The sequence below is a fragment of the Candidatus Magnetominusculus dajiuhuensis genome (assembly GCF_046044395.1).
GTDB classification, from domain to species: domain Bacteria; phylum Nitrospirota; class Thermodesulfovibrionia; order Thermodesulfovibrionales; family Magnetobacteriaceae; genus Magnetominusculus; species Magnetominusculus dajiuhuensis.
On sequence record NZ_JBJUSG010000078.1, the window covers coordinates 1 to 17,760 of the forward strand.

At 45.8% G+C, this 17,760-nt stretch carries 13 protein-coding genes and 1 pseudogene; 12 read left to right on the top strand and 2 right to left on the bottom strand.

Annotated features, from left to right (window positions below; all coding sequences use genetic code 11):
• Positions 1–164: 164 nt before the first annotated feature.
• Both AB7D94_RS11135 and AB7D94_RS11140 read right to left on the bottom strand, forming a co-directional pair.
• A complete protein-coding gene (locus tag AB7D94_RS11135; protein ID WP_420265953.1) occupies positions 165–350 on the bottom strand; it encodes a hypothetical protein in 186 nt (61 codons plus the stop codon).
• Positions 347–514 (bottom strand): annotated as a pseudogene (locus AB7D94_RS11140) (type II toxin-antitoxin system RelE family toxin); the annotation flags it as partial. The gene AB7D94_RS11135 and the pseudogene AB7D94_RS11140, both read right to left, overlap by 4 nt.
• Positions 515–803: 289 nt before the next feature.
• On the opposite strand from AB7D94_RS11140, the gene AB7D94_RS11145 reads away from it, so the two are divergent.
• From AB7D94_RS11145 to AB7D94_RS11200, 12 genes are all read left to right on the top strand, one after another.
• Positions 804–1,853 carry a tetratricopeptide repeat protein gene (locus AB7D94_RS11145; RefSeq protein WP_420265954.1) on the top strand — a complete coding sequence of 350 codons (1,050 nt, stop codon included), beginning with the start codon at positions 804–806 and terminating at the stop codon, positions 1,851–1,853.
• Between the two features lie 152 nt (positions 1,854–2,005).
• Positions 2,006–2,383 carry a hypothetical protein gene (locus tag AB7D94_RS11150; protein ID WP_420265955.1) on the top strand — a complete coding sequence of 126 codons (378 nt, stop codon included), beginning with the start codon at positions 2,006–2,008 and terminating at the stop codon, positions 2,381–2,383.
• Positions 2,384–2,525: 142 nt separating this feature from the next.
• A complete protein-coding gene (gene cimA, locus AB7D94_RS11155) occupies positions 2,526–4,097 on the top strand; it encodes a citramalate synthase (RefSeq protein ID WP_420265956.1) in 1,572 nt (523 codons plus the stop codon).
• A gap of 79 nt (positions 4,098–4,176) precedes the next feature.
• Positions 4,177–5,352, top strand: coding sequence for a sensor histidine kinase (locus AB7D94_RS11160; RefSeq protein WP_420265957.1), 1,176 nt, complete (start codon positions 4,177–4,179; stop codon positions 5,350–5,352).
• A complete protein-coding gene (locus AB7D94_RS11165; protein ID WP_420265958.1) occupies positions 5,349–6,389 on the top strand; it encodes a response regulator in 1,041 nt (346 codons plus the stop codon). The genes AB7D94_RS11160 and AB7D94_RS11165 overlap by 4 nt, the downstream gene beginning before the upstream one ends.
• 127 nt (positions 6,390–6,516) lie before the next feature.
• A complete protein-coding gene (locus tag AB7D94_RS11170) occupies positions 6,517–8,682 on the top strand; it encodes a DctP family TRAP transporter solute-binding subunit (protein WP_420265959.1) in 2,166 nt (721 codons plus the stop codon).
• Positions 8,679–11,534, top strand: coding sequence for an ATP-binding protein (locus tag AB7D94_RS11175; RefSeq protein WP_420265960.1), 2,856 nt, complete (start codon positions 8,679–8,681; stop codon positions 11,532–11,534). The genes AB7D94_RS11170 and AB7D94_RS11175 overlap by 4 nt, the downstream gene beginning before the upstream one ends.
• Positions 11,535–11,618: 84 nt before the next feature.
• The gene (locus AB7D94_RS11180; protein ID WP_420265961.1) at positions 11,619–14,426 is read left to right on the top strand and encodes an ATP-binding protein; all 2,808 of its coding nucleotides are present in this window, start codon (positions 11,619–11,621) and stop codon (positions 14,424–14,426) included.
• Between the two features lie 150 nt (positions 14,427–14,576).
• Complete coding sequence (gene mtnA / locus AB7D94_RS11185) at positions 14,577–15,656, top strand: S-methyl-5-thioribose-1-phosphate isomerase (RefSeq protein ID WP_420265965.1); 1,080 nt, start codon at positions 14,577–14,579, stop codon at positions 15,654–15,656.
• Positions 15,653–16,663: a polyprenyl synthetase family protein gene (locus tag AB7D94_RS11190; protein ID WP_420265962.1), complete on the top strand. Its 1,011-nt coding sequence runs from the start codon at positions 15,653–15,655 to the stop codon at positions 16,661–16,663. Before mtnA ends, AB7D94_RS11190 begins: the two co-directional genes overlap by 4 nt.
• A 26-nt stretch (positions 16,664–16,689) precedes the next feature.
• Complete coding sequence (amrA, locus tag AB7D94_RS11195; protein ID WP_420265963.1) at positions 16,690–17,214, top strand: AmmeMemoRadiSam system protein A; 525 nt, start codon at positions 16,690–16,692, stop codon at positions 17,212–17,214.
• Complete coding sequence (locus tag AB7D94_RS11200; protein WP_420265964.1) at positions 17,211–17,480, top strand: hypothetical protein; 270 nt, start codon at positions 17,211–17,213, stop codon at positions 17,478–17,480. The genes amrA and AB7D94_RS11200 overlap by 4 nt, the downstream gene beginning before the upstream one ends.
• Positions 17,481–17,760 lie beyond the last annotated feature (280 nt).

Consider the following 17,760-nt stretch of genomic DNA (forward strand, 5'->3'; position numbering starts at 1 on the left):
TTTAGGACATTTCTACTTTGGTAGAATAGGACATTTCTATTTTGGTATTACACATATTTTTCACAGGCGGCCTGCTGGCCCATCATTTACTGACAATCACAAGGCAAACGCACTATGTATTTCTTTTTCTGTTATTGCAAGACCTGACCCCCCTTACCATGAGCCTATATGCCCAACTTATTTTTTAAATCCTTATGAGTTACCCACTTCTTGTTCTTTAACTTAGTTTCAACTGCGGAATAGTAGTCATCTCTGTCTTGTTCGATCTCTTTATATTTCAGGTATTCATTGTAGTCCATTATTACGGCAAATGGCTTGCCGTTTTCTTCTATTACATGAGTTTTTATCATCTATATGCCTCCTTTCTGTGTTTTATTTCATAAATAAGCATGGTAGTTCCGTCATCCTCAAATATAATTCTGTAATCTCCTATGCGAAGTCTCTTGAAATCCCCTAATGTCCCTTTAAGAATCTTCACGTCATAAGTCATTGACGGGCCTTCAGCATAAGACTCAAATGTATTTTCAACCTATCGGGTGTACCATTGTGATATACATGTTAAGTATGGTTTAGTGTTTACAAGTATTGGAGCCAAAAATGATATATCATCTAAAAAACTCAGGACTAAACCTATACGAGGTAATTTAGACAAAGCACCACTTCCCGGCCTGTATGAAATACCAGCAGATGGCCTAGCCCATCAATCCACAACACCATCTATGGTGAAATCAATAGCTTCCATGAAGGTATTGTATCACCATACATGAAGTTTTGTCTATGCGAATAAACATTTTTCAGAGGATGTGGGCAACGGTTCTCTTTCGTGTAGTTTTTTCGTGAGGCAATTCGCCTTGTCGAAACTCCCTATAAAATGCTATAACAAGGCTTGGGTTATAGAGAACTCATCTGATTATGCTCATGGAGTGGCGGTAGTGACAGATATGCTTAATGCTGAACAGCCAGACCTTTTTGAAGACCTCTTTGGAGAGACGAATCAGATAAGCATATATATTAACTCTCTGAACCTTTCTGCTGCGAAGCAAGCCATAGAAAAACTCAAACAGTCAAGACAGTCAATAGATTTAAGGAATGAGAGCCAAATATGCGAATTTTTCATGGAACATCTGATACTGTCTGATGTTACAAACATGGTTTCAACATGGAAAGAGTTTACTGAGACGTTCAAAGGTAATAATCTGGCGTCAAATAAGCATCTGAAAAAGAATTACTTCACTGCTCTGTGCAAGACGATAGAGGAGCAAAAAAACGATGACGATTATGTTTTGAATATCCCCGTAGGTTTATTTTACATATACGCCGGAGATTTAAAGGGTGCGAAGGCAAGGTTGGAAAAGGCCATAGTAAAACACCCTGATGATGCGAGACTGAGCGGATATCTTGGTGAGCTGCATTTCTTAAGAGGTAACGTGCAAAACTCAAGGATATGCTACAGAGAGGCATTTGAGGCTAATCCCAATGGTGTTGATCTTGATTCCATAAGCGATGGCGCGGTCATAGACCTGATAAACCATGTAAAAAGGGATGTGTCAAATAGCGACTATATTGACTGGGTAGTCATTTACGGTTGTATTGAGAAGATATTCCCATATAAAATTATCAAAATACTTGATGATTTAAGACTCTATGTCAATGACTTCCTAAAAATGGAGACAGATTATAAGAAGGGTAAAGCTAACCCCTTGAAGCCGAAATTATTTTATAAATGTATGGTATTAGCTGAAAGCAATCAATACCTGAAACACATACGAAGTGTTGAGTTTATAAAGATTAGGGCGCTTATGAAGGACATAAATCCAGAACTCTTTGGGATTTACATGGAGGGCAGGAAATAAGACCTGACCCCATTGTTTATTCCCTGAGGCAACGTTTCAGTTTTTTCGTGAGGCAATTTAGGGCGCAGGGCAATCGCATTTGAAAAAAAATTACAAGATACCTATGCAATAATTCCGCCTTTGTCCCTTGCCATCATTCCGGCTTGTCCGGAATGACAAAAATAAGGGCGGTGACAAAAATAAGGGAGGCAATTTCTAATGCGATTGCCCTGATTCGGGGCGTTGACAGAAAGGGTTATGGGCGGTATAATAGAGATATGACCAAGACGATGGAGTTATACATACTGCTTAAAGACAAGCTCGGAGAGCAGGAAACAAAAGCGCTCATTGAGGCATTTGATGAGGTCTCTGAACAGGCCAAACGTGAGGCCGCCACTAAGGCTGACCTTGAAAACATGAAATCTGCACTTGAACTAAAGATAGAAAAGTCCAAAACAGATTCCATCAAATGGATGCTGGCCTTCTGGGCAAGTCAAATCGGCATACTAATAGCCGCCATAGCTGTAATGCTTAAATTCTTCCTGAAATAGATCGGCTGTCCAAGAGTTAGGACTTCTCACGTAGCCAATATTTAATCGCGGACATAATCCACGGTGCCAAGTCAGGAAAGTCAACGCCGGGGCCAAAGACACACATAGACGCGCCCGCCACCGATATGCTACTATTAACCCCATGAAAACTATCGAAATATACGATACAACATTAAGAGACGGTACTCAGGCCGAGGACATATCACTCACGCTTGAGGACAAACTCCTGATAACAGAAAGGCTTGACACCTTCGGCATTCACTATATCGAAGGCGGGATGCCAGCCTCAAACCCCAAGGACGCGGAGTATTTCAGGCAAGTCAAAGACATGAAGCTCAAAACAGCGGTTATCGCCGCCTTTGGCAGCACCCACCGCCCCGGCGTAAGTGCGGAAGATGACACCAACCTCCGGGCGCTTGTTGAGGCCGGTACCGAGTGCGTTACCATATTCGGCAAGACCTGGGATTTCCACGTCCGCCATGCACTGGGGATAGAAAACGATGAGAATTTGCGTATCATACACGATTCCTTTAGATTTCTGAAGTCGAACGTTAAGAAGGTTTTTTTCGACGCCGAGCATTTCTTTCAGGGCTATATCAATAATCCAGGATATGCAATTGAATGTCTCAAGGCAGCCGTAGATGGCGGCGCTGATTGTCTGGTACTGTGTGATACCAACGGCGGGTGTCTGCCAGAGCAGGTTCACCGTATTACCACTGAGGTAATAAAGTCCGTCAACGCTCCGGTTGGCATTCACGCCCATAATGACTCAGACTGCGCCGTGGCAAACACCCTTGAGGCCGTGCGCGCCGGTGCCGTGCAGGTGCAGGGGACTATTAATGGGCTTGGCGAGAGATGCGGCAATGCCAACCTGTGCTCAATCATCCCCAATCTCCAGCTCAAGCTGGGTTATGAGGTGCTTGGCGGCAGTGCTGCCCTTACGCAGCTCAGAGACGTTTCGCGCTACGTGACAGAGATAGCAAACATGCCGCATTTTAAGCGTCAGCCGTATGTCGGTGACAGCGCCTTCGCCCACAAGGGCGGGATGCACGTAAGTGCCATCATAAAGCACTCAAGCACATATGAACACATTGAGCCGGCCCTTGTCGGCAACTCCCAGAGGATACTGATTTCTGACCTCGCCGGTAAGAGCACACTTCAGAGAAAGGCCGAGGAGTTTGGGGTGCACATGGGGGACGCCAATAAGATTCTTGAGATACTGAAGAGGCTCGAAAACCAAGGGTACCAGTTTGAGGGGGCAGAGGCCTCGTTCGAGCTTATGATAAAAAAGGAGACCGGCCAATACAAGGAGGCCTTCGAGTTTCTCGGGTTTCAGCTTATGACCCAAAAGACATGCCATGAAAGCACCTCAACAAACACCGCCATTATAAAGATGAAACTGCCCGACGGTGAACTTGTCCATACGGCCGCCGAGGGAAACGGCCCGGTCAATGCCCTTGACAATGCCCTCAGAAAGGCCCTTGAGCGCTATTACCCCGCCCTAAAGGAAGTCTCGCTGCATGACTATAAGGTCAGGGTACTCACCGGGGGTGCGGGTACATCCTCAGGGGTGCGAGTGCTTATTGAGTCCGGCGACCACAGCTCACGCTGGGGCACAGTGGGCGTAAGCCCTAATGTTATAGAGGCGTCGTGGCACGCCCTTGTGGATAGTATTGAGTATAAACTCCACAAGGATAAGTTAATCAAAGAGTAAGTAATCATTAAAGGTTGTATGGGAAAAAAGACAACTTAGTTACGTTCAGCGATAAAAACAGACCGGGGGTACAAAAAAAATGGCAGGCCCGCAGTGGACAGTGTTAATAGTTGACGATGAGCCGGGCTTCAGGCAATTGCTTAGGCAGATATTGCAGGATAAGTACAATCTGTCGTTTGCGGGAAGCGGCGCTGTGGCCTTGGAGTTGGCTCAGAGTATAAGGCCGGACTTAATCCTTCTTGACATAGTAATGCCAGAGATGGACGGCTATGAAACATGTAACAGATTAAAGGCCGACCCGACGACCGCCGACATACCGGTCATTTTTATCAGCGCCCTTTCAGACAGCGCCGAGATAGTCAGCGCCTTTAAGGGCGGGGCGGTGGACTATGTGCGTAAACCGTTTCAAAACGATGTGGTAATAGCCCGTATAGATACACATTTGAAGTTGTATAACCTGCAGCGCCATCTGGAAAACAGGGTAGTAGAGGAAATCGAGAGGCGAAGGTTAGAGGAACAGATGCTCATCCAGCAGTCCAAAATGGCGGCGATGGGCGAGATGATCTCCGCGATAGCCCATCAGTGGAAGCAGCCGTTAAACACATTGGGCCTTGTAATGCAGGATGTTGAGGACGCGTTTAAGGCAGGGGAGGTAGACGCTGGCTATCTTAAAGAATTTGTCAGCCATGGCATGGACCTTATTAATCTTATGTCCCATACCGTGGATGATTTCCAGAACTTCCTGAAACCATCCAAACATAAAGATATATTCGATGTAACGGAGGCCTTTTACGAGGTGCTCAGGCTATTTTCAAATATATTAAAAAGCAACGCCATTACGATTGCCATAAATACTCCAAAGACGCACCCCATATACGCCACAGGTTATCGCAATGAACTAAAGCAGGTAATCCTGAATCTGATAAACAACAGCCGTGACGCGATAAATTCAGCAAGGAAAAGGGGGGTTATTAAGAAGAATGGATATGTTACCATAGATATTGAAGAGGCAGAGGATAAGGTTGTCATCAACATAAGCGACAACGGCGGGGGGATAGACAACGATGTGATAGATAAACTCTTCGACGCGTATGTGACCACCAAAGGAGAGGGAGGCACCGGCATTGGCCTTTACATGTCAAGGGCTATTATCGAGGGGAAGATGAACGGCAGGATTACCGCCTCTAATGTAGAAGGGGGAGCGCGGTTTACCATTGAGCTACCTACTGTAACACAGAAGGGAGATATGATATGACAGACATTAAATTCAGTATTTTGGTAGTTGACGACGAGGCAGGTAATCGTCAAATCCTGAGACAAATATTGAAAGATAAATATAAGCTGTTCTTTGCCGCGGAGGGTATGGCTGCTTTAGATATAGCCGCTCAAAACAAACCCGATATGATATTGCTTGATATAAATATGCCGGGGATTGATGGATATGAGACGTGTCGGCGTCTGAAAGCTAACCCCGCGGCAGCCGACATCCCGATTATCTTTATTACCGCTTTAGGAGATGTAGGGGACGAATCCAACGGATTTGAAGCCGGATGCGTTGATTACATTACAAAGCCGGTATCTGCGCCTATCGTATTACACAGGGTTGCCGCCCATTTAGAGATAGCTCATCACAGGCGGCTCGCTGAGGAGACGGTTAAGATACGCACAAAACAGTTGAATGAGAGCCAGCAATCTGCTGTGATTATGCTTGGAGAGGCCGGCCACTATAATGACACAGATACGGGAAGCCATGTATGGAGAATGGCGTCCTATTGTGGAGAAATAGCGAGAGTATGCGTATGGCCTGTCAATATGCTTGAAAGTTTGGAACTCGCGGCAGTAATGCATGATGTGGGAAAGATAGGAATTCCCGGCAGCATATTGAGAAAACCCGGCAAACTTGATCCCAACGAATGGAAAATAATGGAAACACATACTACAATCGGGCACAGTATCCTATCAAAAAGCAATACGCCGCTATTTGAGATGGCGGCCGTTGTGGCGCATTATCACCATGAGAAGTACAACGGCACGGGTTACCCCAAAGGTTTAAAAGAAGAGGAAATACCTGAAAGTGCCGCGATTGTGGCCGTTGCCGATGTCTTTGACGCCCTGACTATGATACGGCCATACAAAGAGGCATGGCCTATTGATATGGCCTTTGAGGAGATTAAAAAGGGGTCTGGAAGCCATTTTAATCCACATATCGTTGAGTGCTTTTTTGAAGCCATGGACGAAATCATAAGGATTAAAGAATCCTGGGATCAAAAGGAAAAGGAGGGCAGCTCCTGAAAACAGCAGTTGAAAGGCTTATACCAAAATGTGGGCTTGACTTGTCTGTCATTCCCGAATGCCACCGTTCCCTGTCTGTCATTCCTGCGAAGGCAGGAATCCAGTCGTTAAGAAGATGGATTCCATTATGTTAAAATCACGTAACAAGATTATTGCAGCCACTATAGTTGTTCTCATAGCCGTGGGGGCCTTATATTTTTTCTCAGGGTTTTTCTCCGGCAAATCCGGCTCCAAGCCTCAGAATACCGCTGCGCAAAAAATCTACAAGCTGACCTTTGGACATAGCATGCCTCCAAACAGCGCCATAGACATCTCGGCGAGAAAATTTGCCGAGGTAGTATCACAAAAGACAAACGGCGGCGTAACTATAACAATTTATCCCAACCAGGAGCTTGCCAACGACCACAAAATGATAGAAATGGCGGTTGAAGGAGATTTGGATATACTTCTTACGCCGACAGCAAAAATGGGCGCGGTACTTCCAGCATTGCAATACTCCGATATTCCATTTCTATTTCCACACAAAGACGACGCCTACGAAATGCTGGCTGGAGAGCCAGGCAGGCTGCTTTTACAGCAACTCAATGGGTTCGGCCTCATAGGGGCGGCGTTTTGGGGCAGCGGGTTTAAGCAATTTACCGCACACAAGGAAATTCACTCTCCGAAAGATTTTAAAGGTATGAATGTCAGGATAATGAAAAGCCCCCTGATAATGGATCAATTCAGGGAATTCGGGGCTAATCCCATCCCCATAGATTTCCACGAAACGTATAAGGCATTAAAGGATGGGGTTGTCGAAGCCGAAGAAAATCCAATAGTAGTCATATATGATATGAAATTTCACGAAGTTCAATCTCATATTGTAATAAGCAACCATGCCTACCTTTCGTATGTGTTTAGTTTCAGCAAGAAAAATTTTGAGAAACTTCCACCAGATATTCAACAGATACTTATGGCAACGGCAAAAGAGCTGGCCGGATATGAAAGAGAATTGATAGATGCGCAGGAAGCCGATGTGTTGAAAAAACTTGCAGAGACCGGTATAAAAATAACATATTTAACCGACGATGAGATAAAACAATTCCAGCTTGCCACCAAAGGTATTCTCTATAAATACGCCCCTGTCATTGGCGATGATGTGATAGCCTCAACTTTGGAATATCTCAGGCAGAAGTATAAGTATGAGGCCGGAGACGATATTATTATCGGTTTGAACGCTGATATGACACTTGGGTCGTCTATAGCCGGGATTGCGATAGAAAGAGGAATGAAGATTGCCGCAAAGGAGATAAATGAAAGCGGAGGACTGCTCGGGAAAAAACTTATTGTTGTAACGATGGACCACGCTGGAAACACAGCGAGAAGCAATGATAATATAAGGTTATTTGCTAAAATAAAAAACCTCGCCGCCGTTATGGGCGGCCTTCACAGCCACATTGTAATGGGGGACCTGAAGTTAATACATCTTTTTAAGATTCCATATCTCCTTCCATGGACGACCCATCCTCAGGTAGTTCAAAACGGTTACGAGCCGAATTATGTTTTCAGGCTTTCCGCAAACGATATATATGCCGGACCGTTTTTGGTGGAACAGGCATTAAAAAGAACAAGGAAAATAGCTCTTCTTCGGGTCAACACAAGCTGGGGCAATGTAAATGAAGAGATAATGGCAAATTACCTGAAAGAAAAGGGTTTAAAATTCACAGCGATAGAATCGTTTAATTTGGGTGAGACAGATTTTCATGAACAAATCGAGAGGATTGCCGGCTCGGGGGCCGGGATAATTCTAATGCTGGCATATAATAAAGAGGGAGCAATTATAATAAAGCACCTGTTTTACAGTAAAAAGAAAATTCCCGTTATCTCGCACATGGCAATAACGGGAGAAGATTTCTATAAAGAAGTAAAAAAGGAGCTAACTACGATTGATTTATCATTTATGCAGACATATTCATTTATAACCGCAAATAATACCAGGAGTAAGGAATTCGTGAACAAGTATATGAACGAATATGGCGTAAAGACCCCGCAGGAGATATTCTCTCCAAATGCAACGGCGCGTGCTTACGACCTGGTTATGTTATTAGCAGAGGCGGTCAGGCAGGCGGGTACGCTTGATAGAGCCGCAATAAGAGACGCTATGGAGACTATCCAGCACTATGAAGGCCTGACTAAGATGCATTCGCCGCCGTTTACAAAGACCCGGCACGACGCGCTGGACGAAAAGGGATATTTTATGGCCGTATTTGATAAAAATGGGGCGATAATTCCCATCAGTGAGGGTAAAAAATGATCAGAAAACTATTTGGCAATAGTATCAAGACCAAACTACTGATAAGATATTTATCTTTTGTAATAGTGCTGACGGCTGCGACAATAGCCACCGTCGCGCTGCTATTAACAGATGTATTATATAAGGAGATGACAGACCGCATTACAACATACGACGTTCATTGTATGGACAATTTTGAACAGTATATAAATACGATGTTAAATACGGCTAAAGATTTCAGTAAGAACACAATTGTAACAGACGCCTTGATAAATCCTGAGCTTCGTTCCGCTTATTTTTCCAAAATATCAAATATATTTGTAATAAACGGTGGCGTCAGCGTCGTAGATTATGTCGGATACACCATTTATTCTAACATGAAAGATACGCCTGATTACTCGAAGTTGTTCCAAATAAGGCTGGCTCTCGCCAGTGGAAAAGAAAACGTATTTCTTACCGACAAAGGCACTATTATTATCGTAGTCCCGATAGAGTATTATAAGTCGCCGCAAGGGGCAATCGTCGTTGAGTCCGATGTTATGAATGTATTTCTGGCAGCCAATCAAAATGACCCCATTTATTACCACAGGCTGTATGCTGGCGACAAACTGATATCAGAAATGAACTATATAAAAGGTAATGTGTATATTACGGCAAAAAAGACGGCTGACAAGGAACACACAATTCTTAATAAACTGAAAATTACTCTGGAAGCAGGTATATTAAAATCGGTATATCTGGTCATTGTCTATAACGCAATCACGAAACTTGGCATAATAGGATTAATTTTTCTTATTGCGGCGGCCTATATTACAAAAAGAATCGGCAATAATATAGTCAATCCGATTTTGGCGTTATGCGATAAAATCAGCAGGGCTGCTGAAAATGAAGACATCAAATGCAGCCCCACCGGTACCGGCGATGAACTTGAGACCCTTGCCATGACGTTTGCCATCAGGACGGAGAGTCTGATGGCAAAAAACATACAGCTTTCAGAGGAAATGGGCGAGCGGATTGCCGCAGAGAAAAAACTCAAGGCCGCTCATGATATGCTTGAGGTGAGAGTTGCAGAGCGTACAGAGGAACTATCCATTGCAAAGGAGGTAGCCGAGGCAGCGTCGCTGTCTAAATCTGCCTTTGTGGCAAACATGAGCCATGAAATCAGAACCCCAATGAACTCTATTGTCGGGTTCTTAGATTTGGTTGCGGAAGATGCCTCAATAACCAGTAAGAACAGGGAGTATATAGAGATTGCAATCAAGTCGGCGAAGTCTCTGTTGAGATTGATAAACGATATTTTGGATATCAGCAAGCTCGAAAGCGGCAAGATAGAGATAGAGAGCCATCCCTTTAGCATCTATAAATTAATTGAGGGCGTAAAAAATTCCTTTGAGCAGCAAATCCGGCAAAATGGCCTCTATTTTAAGATAACGCTTGATTCAGGGCTTCCATCGGAATATTATCTTGGGGATTCAGCGAGATTGACACAGGTAATCATAAATCTCATAGGCAACGCCATTAAATTTACTGAACACGGGGGAATTACATTAACAGTAAACCAGAGGGATGAAGACGGCACGATGCTGTTTTCGATTGTCGACACGGGATTGGGCATTCCAGAGGACAGGCAGGACAAGATATTTGAGGCATTTACGCAGGCCGACAGCTCAACAACCCGTCGGTTTGGGGGAACGGGCCTGGGCACAACGATATCCAGACAACTGGTTGAGCTGATGGGCGGGCGCATATGGCTGGAGAGTGAGCTGAACAAGGGGAGTGTGTTTAGTTTTACGGTCAAATTAACGCCCACGCAACAAACTGTAAATGAAGAGATTGAAGATACACATGTATGTAAGCTTCAAAAAATACTCCGGATATTGGTTGCAGAGGATGTAGAGGAAAACATCTTGCTGCTAAAGACCCGTCTTGAGCAGCGCGGCCACAGGATTGAAACGGCGCGAAATGGGTATGAAGCCGTGGAGTGCTACAAAAGAGACGGTTTTGACATAATACTCATGGACATGCAAATGCCTGTGATGGATGGTCTTGAGGCCACACGTCAAATTCGTGAGATAGAATCAAACACCGGCACACATATACCGATAATAGCCCTCACCGCAAGTGTTACTTCTGATGAGCGCAAAATATATATCAGCAAAAGTGTTGATGAGGTGGCCGCAAAGCCAATTGATTTTAAGGAGTTGTTTAACACTATGGAGAGATTAACCCCTGAGCACACAGGGCAGACAACCAGTATGGATTTAAAGACAGCGCCGGGCGTTGAGCCAGTGCGGCAGTCCCCTGCCATAGACTCACAGAAGGCAATGGACATGTGGGGGGATTGGAACGTCTACACTGAGGCGTTGGCGGGTTTCATGGAGAAATATAAGGACGCGGCACAGACGATTGCTTCGTGTCTGGATAATGGAGACATTGGCGCGGCAAAGGGCATATCGCATTCAATCAGGGGTCTTTCTGGAAATCTCTCAATGGTGGAGGTTTATGATATTGCTTCAAAGATTGACAATCTGCTTAAAGGCGGAGATACAGACGGCGCGAGGGCGTTGCTAAACGATTTGGCCAAGGCGATAAATGACGTGGCAGCTTACATAGAGGGCATGGAAGTAAAAAAAGTTGGCCCCGACCATGAAATACAGGAATTAAGCAAAGATGAACTAAGAAATATTTTCACAAAAATACTGGCCGCATATAATCAATACAACCCTGACGCTGTAGAGCCGCTGCTTAAGGAGTTAAAAGGGTGTCTGCGCGGGGAGCAATTAGCCGCGATAGAAAAAGGCATTGATGAGCTTGATTTTAACAGGGCTAAGGAAGAGACGCTAAAACTAATGAAAAGGCTGGAGATAGATTAACAGTGACAGGGCTGCCATCGGGGCAACCGCAGTTGAAAAATAAAGCAGAAGATACCTATAGTGGAGGCTCAGAAGAGGTTAACGATGAAGGATAGGCAGACAATAAATAAAGGGCGTCTTTTAGTGTTACTACTGGCACTTTTCGTGTTTGCTGCCAGCTGGGTGTGGACTCCGATATATGCCGATGTGCCTGCACAGGGCGCTAACTCACTGGTTGAGTTGACGAATGAGGAGAGGGCATTTCTTAATGGCAGACAAGTGCGTATAGGTGTGGATTCTGATCGTGCACCTTACGAATTCCTCGACCATGATGGCGTTTACTCCGGCATCAGTGCAGATTTTATAAAGGTATGCGCGCAGCGTCTTGGCATACAGCTTGTCATTGTGCCCGGTCTCAGCGTCAGTGCGGCCATAAAAAAACTACAAGATGGTGAAATAGATGTTATAACGAAGATTGCCGATGAACCAGACCGTAGAGAATACATCCAGTTTACCAAGGCGTATGCCAGCTCTGTTGCGGTTATTGTTACCCGCCAGAATACCAGAGACATAGGGGGGGTTGGCGATCTCAAAGGTCTCAGGGTTGGCGTGTGTAGAGGTCAACTTGTCGAAACTTTTATGAAACGAGACTATCCTGATTTGCCGCTTGAAATTCTGCCCGATGTCCATAATGCACTTGTAGATCTTGCCGCCGGAAAAGTTGATGCCTACATAGAAAATATGAGCATGGTAGGCTATAATATAGATAAACTCGGGTTGACCACCCTTAAAATCGCCGCACAGTCACCATACACATATGATGTGGCCTTTGGCGTCAGAAAAGACTGGCCGCTTTTGGCGTCCGCTCTTGATAAGGCGTTGCTTGGCATGTCGAAAGAAGAAAAGTCTGCGATAATGAGCCACTGGCTTACCGTTGAATATCATAACAAGATTAACTGGAGGGTTTACGGCCCGATTGCCGCTTCGCTGTTTATTATAACAGTCTTCGTTATTATCTGGAACCGGCGTCTAAGGCGTGTGGTTCATAAGCTGGAATTAACGCGGCAGGAACTGATGGCTGCGAACGAGAAGACAGAGGCGTGGACAGAGGAACTATCCATTGCAAAAGAAGCCGCAGTGGAAGCATCCATAGCCAAATCTGTCTTTATAGCAAACATGAGCCATGAAATAAGAACTCCAATGAACTCGATTGTCGGGTTCCTGGACTTAGTTGCGGAAGATGCCTCAATAACCAGTAAGAACAGGGAGTATATAGAGATTGCAATCAAGTCGGCGAAGTCTCTGTTGAGATTGATAAACGATATTTTGGATATCAGCAAGCTCGAAAGCGGCAAGATAGAGATAGAGAGCCATCCCTTTAGCATCTATAAATTAATTGAGGGCGTAAAAAATTCCTTTGAGCAGCAAATCCGGCAAAATGGCCTCTATTTTAAGATAACGCTTGATTCAGGGCTTCCATCGGAATATTATCTTGGGGATTCAGCGAGATTGACACAGGTAATCATAAATCTCATAGGCAACGCCATTAAATTTACTGAACACGGGGGAATTACATTAACAGTAAACCAGAGGGATGAAGACGGCACGATGCTGTTTTCGATTGTCGACACGGGATTGGGCATTCCAGAGGACAGGCAGGACAAGATATTTGAGGCATTTACGCAGGCCGACAGCTCAACAACCCGTCGGTTTGGGGGAACGGGCCTGGGCACAACGATATCCAGACAACTGGTTGAGCTGATGGGCGGGCGCATATGGCTGGAGAGTGAGCTGAACAAGGGGAGTGTGTTTAGTTTTACGGTCAAATTAACGCCCACGCAACAAACTGTAAATGAAGAGATTGAAGATACACATGTATGTAAGCTTCAAAAAATACTCCGGATATTGGTTGCAGAGGATGTAGAGGAAAACATCTTGCTGCTAAAGACCCGTCTTGAGCAGCGCGGCCACAGGATTGAAACGGCGCGAAATGGGTATGAAGCCGTGGAGTGCTACAAAAGAGACGGTTTTGACATAATACTCATGGACATGCAAATGCCTGTGATGGATGGTCTTGAGGCCACACGTCAAATTCGTGAGATAGAATCAAACACCGGCACACATATACCGATAATAGCCCTCACCGCAAGTGTTACTTCTGATGAGCGCAAAATATATATCAGCAAAAGTGTTGATGAGGTGGCCGCAAAGCCAATTGATTTTAAGGAGTTGTTTAACACTATGGAGAGATTAACCCCTGAGCACACAGGGCAGACAACCAGTATGGATTTAAAGACAGCGCCGGGCGTTGAGCCAGTGCGGCAGTCCCCTGCCATAGACTCACAGAAGGCAATGGACATGTGGGGGGATTGGAACGTCTACACTGAGGCGTTGGCGGGTTTCATGGAGAAATATAAGGACGCGGCACAGACGATTGCTTCGTGTCTGGATAATGGAGACATTGGCGCGGCAAAGGGCATATCGCATTCAATCAGGGGTCTTTCTGGAAATCTCTCAATGGTGGAGGTTTATGATATTGCTTCAAAGATTGACAATCTGCTTAAAGGCGGAGATACAGACGGCGCGAGGGCGTTGCTAAACGATTTGGCCAAGGCGATAAATGACGTGGCAGCTTACATAGAGGGCATGGAAGTAAAAAAAGTTGGCCCCGACCATGAAATACAGGAATTAAGCAAAGATGAACTAAGAAATATTTTCACAAAAATACTGGCCGCATATAATCAATACAACCCTGACGCTGTAGAGCCGCTGCTTAAGGAGTTAAAAGGGTGTCTGCGCGCAGAGCAGTTAGACGCGATAGAAAAAGGCATTGATGAGCTTGATTTTAACAGGGCTAAGGAAGAAACGCTCAGGCTGATGATGACCCTGGAGATAGATTACTCTACTACGTAGTTTGTCCTGTTATTTCAATATCCACCTGTTGATTAGAGTTGCCCGCAAAAAGAAAAAGAAAAAAATCTGATGGATATAGTAAAATAACGCGCAATCTCTCTTTATGTTAGTTGTGGCAATAGTATAATATAGACAGGCTGGAGAGAATATATAATGATAGACACGATAAAATGGGTAGATGGTCTCGGGGCTGAGGCGGCAGGGGCGGCAAAGGTCATGATACTTGACCAAAGGCTTCTGCCCCACGCGGTGTCCTACGTAGAGTGTACGGATTACCGGCAGGTGGTGGATTGTATCAAGACGCTCGCCATAAGGGGTGCCCCTGCCATAGGGATTGCGGCGGCTATGGGAATAGCCCTTGCGGCAAACGCCATAGAAGCAGCAGGCGTAGAGGAGTTTACGACAAAGCTGAGTCCGGCAATTGACGACTTCCTTAACAGCAGGCCCACAGCCGTAAATATCCAATGGGCGGCAGAGAGGATAGGTCGGCTTATTCAGGACAATGATAACCTGCCAATAAGCGCCATTAAAGACAAGATAGCAAAAGAGGGCGTTGTTATTCTCAACGAAGACATAGAGATAAACAAGGCTATAGGGCGCTTAGGGGCGGAGTTGATAAAAGACGGCGACACCGTCCTGACGCACTGTAACGCGGGGGCGCTGGCAACTGGTGGTTATGGCACGGCAACCGCCCCTATACGCACGGCCGTGGCGCAGGGCAAACGTGTGTCAGTCATAGCCGACGAGACAAGGCCGGTGCTTCAGGGTGCGCGCCTTACGGCGTGGGAGCTGATGCAGGACAACATACCCGTTACGTTGATACCTGATAACGCAGCCGGGGAGCTTATGAGAAGGGGCGAGATAGACCTCTGCATCGTTGGCACGGACAGGACGGTGAGAAACGGCGATGTTGCCAATAAGATCGGGACTTATACTGTGGCGGTGCTGGCAAAGGAACACGGCATACCGTTTTACGTGGCGGCACCACTGAGCAGCATAGACTTTACACTTTCCACGGGTGGCCAGATACCCATTGAGGAGCGTTCATCAGATGAGGTAACGAATATTTTTGGCCGATGCGAGATTGCCCCTAAGGGTGTAGCCGTCAGAAACATAGCCTTTGACATAACACCGGCTAAATATATAACATTGATACTGACAGAAAAGGGCGCGTTTAAGCCCGAAGATATTCATACGCTGGCACCAAAAGGCCAAAAAGGTAAACAATGATGAATGCCGAGGGCATATTCAGATACTATGAAAAAGATTTGAGGCGTGTAGAGGGCGAAATTGCGAAGATATTCAGCAGCGATGTAGTGGTTATCCCTGACATAGGCAGACACCTTATTGGAGGCGGGGGAAAGAGGCTTCGTCCGATGTATCTGCTGATGTCCGCCGCGCTGTCAGGTTACAGTGGGGATGGCAGGTATGTCTTTGCCGGCGTAATAGAGACGATACACGCGGCCTCACTCCTTCATGACGATGTGGTAGATGGGGCTGGGGTAAGACGCGGCAAGCCCACCTCTCATTCGATATGGGGGACACAGGTCGTTATCTTAGTAGGTGATTATCTCTATGCCAACTCACTTAGAATGGCCGTAAGCCAGCAGAATTTAAAGACAATGGAGGCTATTTCATACGCCGTTGCGAAGATGTCCGAGGGCGAGATACTGCAGTTACAAAAAATCGCAGACCCTGAAATAACCGAAGCGGACTATGTGCGAATAGTTGAGTCCAAGACCGGTGCCCTGATTTCAGCCTCATGCAAGATAGGGGCTATATTGGGCGGCCTTTCGGAGGAAAAAGTCAATGCCATGGCAAGCTACGGCCTGAAGAGCGGGACAGTCTTTCAAATATACGACGACATACTGGATTTTAAGGCGGACGAGGAGAATCTTGGCAAGAAACTCGGCAGGGACCTCCACGAGGGAAAGATAACCCTTCCGCTTATCTACCTCCTGAAATCAGCAAACGCGCAGGAACGGCAGGAGCTTACCGCCATTATTGATTCAACATCGGACGAGGACATGCCGGACAAAGAAAAAGACGGGCAGATTGAAAGAGACTTGAAAAAAGTGCTGACACTGTTCAAAAAATATGATGTAATCGAAAAGACGATGGATAAGGCAAAAGAGATAGTGGCAGAGGCCAAGGCTGAGCTGTCGGCGTTCGATGATTGCAAGGAGAAAGACGCCCTTATTGTTATGGCAGAGTACGCCTTAAGCAGAGACAAGTAATAACTGAAATGGGGGAAGCCGGACATATGGAAACGCCTCTAAGCCCCTTAACGCGCCTGGCGCGGGAGGCCGTGGAGTCTTACGTCAGACGGCGGGAGGTTATCTGTCCGCCAGTTGACCCCGCTCAAGGCGAGCTGAAGGAGCGGGCGGGGGTCTTTGTGTCTTTAAAAATAAAAGGGCGTCTGCGGGGCTGCATAGGAACCTTTGCCCCAACAACAGAAAACGTGGCGTCCGAGATAATTAGAAACGCCATAGCCGCCGCCACAGAGGACCCGCGTTTTTTACCCGTCTCACCCGATGAACTCAGCGAAATAACATATTCGGTAGATATGCTCTCACCACCGGAGAAGGTTGACGATGTCTCCGGGCTTGACTGTAATAAATACGGCGTAATCGTTACGCAAGGCCATAGGAGGGGGCTGCTCCTGCCAGCACTGGAAGGTGTGAACACAGTGGATGAGCAATTACGAATCACTAAGGCAAAGGCGGGTATTCATCCAGAGGACAACAATGTCGAAATCCTTAGGTTTGAGGTAAGGAGATTTAAATGAGCGAGAAGACAAAGTTGGAACTTGATCTGGAAAGAATAAAAAAACCAAGTCAAAAGGAGCCCCGTCAGGGGAAAATCCTTAAAGACCTCCCCCTTATAATATTAATAATAGCAATGCTCACCGGATGGTTTCTTCTGGTAGTCGAGCATGTCAACCACAACGCCACGAAAAGCCAGCTCACCGCAATAACCGCCAAATATGATGAGCTGAAATCGAAAACCGACAACTCAACCAAAGACCATACGCCGGTGAAAAAAAACCATTAACCCCATTCGGAATAAATCTATCGTGATAGCCTTGCTTGCCACGATAAATTTGTTCTCCATCATAAGTAAGCGGTAGTTGCTTAGTTTGTTGCCATCCTTCTCCCTTTCTGTCATTCCGGCTTGTCCAGAATCGTCCCTTAAATGGTTGTTTCATGATGATTTTGCCTATTCTTAGGTATTAGGGGTAGATTCCGGACAACAGACTGTGTCACAATAGTAAAGCAGCCCCCCCCCCCTTTTTTTTTTGAGGTGGGGATGAGTCTGCCGCAGAGGTGTGGGG

What these genes read in the sequence shown, in the direction of transcription:
- AB7D94_RS11135 (WP_420265953.1), bottom strand. Translation starts at nt 350, where the DNA reads ATGATAAAAACTCATGTAATAGAAGAAAACGGCAAGCCATTTGCCGTA.
- cimA (WP_420265956.1), top strand. Translation starts at nt 2,526, where the DNA reads ATGAAAACTATCGAAATATACGATACAACATTAAGAGACGGTACTCAG.
- AB7D94_RS11150 (WP_420265955.1), top strand. Translation starts at nt 2,006, where the DNA reads ATGACAAAAATAAGGGCGGTGACAAAAATAAGGGAGGCAATTTCTAAT.
- AB7D94_RS11165 (WP_420265958.1), top strand. Translation starts at nt 5,349, where the DNA reads ATGACAGACATTAAATTCAGTATTTTGGTAGTTGACGACGAGGCAGGT.
- AB7D94_RS11200 (WP_420265964.1), top strand. Translation starts at nt 17,211, where the DNA reads ATGAGCGAGAAGACAAAGTTGGAACTTGATCTGGAAAGAATAAAAAAA.
- amrA (WP_420265963.1), top strand. Translation starts at nt 16,690, where the DNA reads ATGGAAACGCCTCTAAGCCCCTTAACGCGCCTGGCGCGGGAGGCCGTG.
- AB7D94_RS11160 (WP_420265957.1), top strand. Translation starts at nt 4,177, where the DNA reads ATGGCAGGCCCGCAGTGGACAGTGTTAATAGTTGACGATGAGCCGGGC.
- AB7D94_RS11170 (WP_420265959.1), top strand. Translation starts at nt 6,517, where the DNA reads ATGTTAAAATCACGTAACAAGATTATTGCAGCCACTATAGTTGTTCTC.
- AB7D94_RS11190 (WP_420265962.1), top strand. Translation starts at nt 15,653, where the DNA reads ATGATGAATGCCGAGGGCATATTCAGATACTATGAAAAAGATTTGAGG.
- AB7D94_RS11175 (WP_420265960.1), top strand. Translation starts at nt 8,679, where the DNA reads ATGATCAGAAAACTATTTGGCAATAGTATCAAGACCAAACTACTGATA.
- AB7D94_RS11180 (WP_420265961.1), top strand. Translation starts at nt 11,619, where the DNA reads ATGAAGGATAGGCAGACAATAAATAAAGGGCGTCTTTTAGTGTTACTA.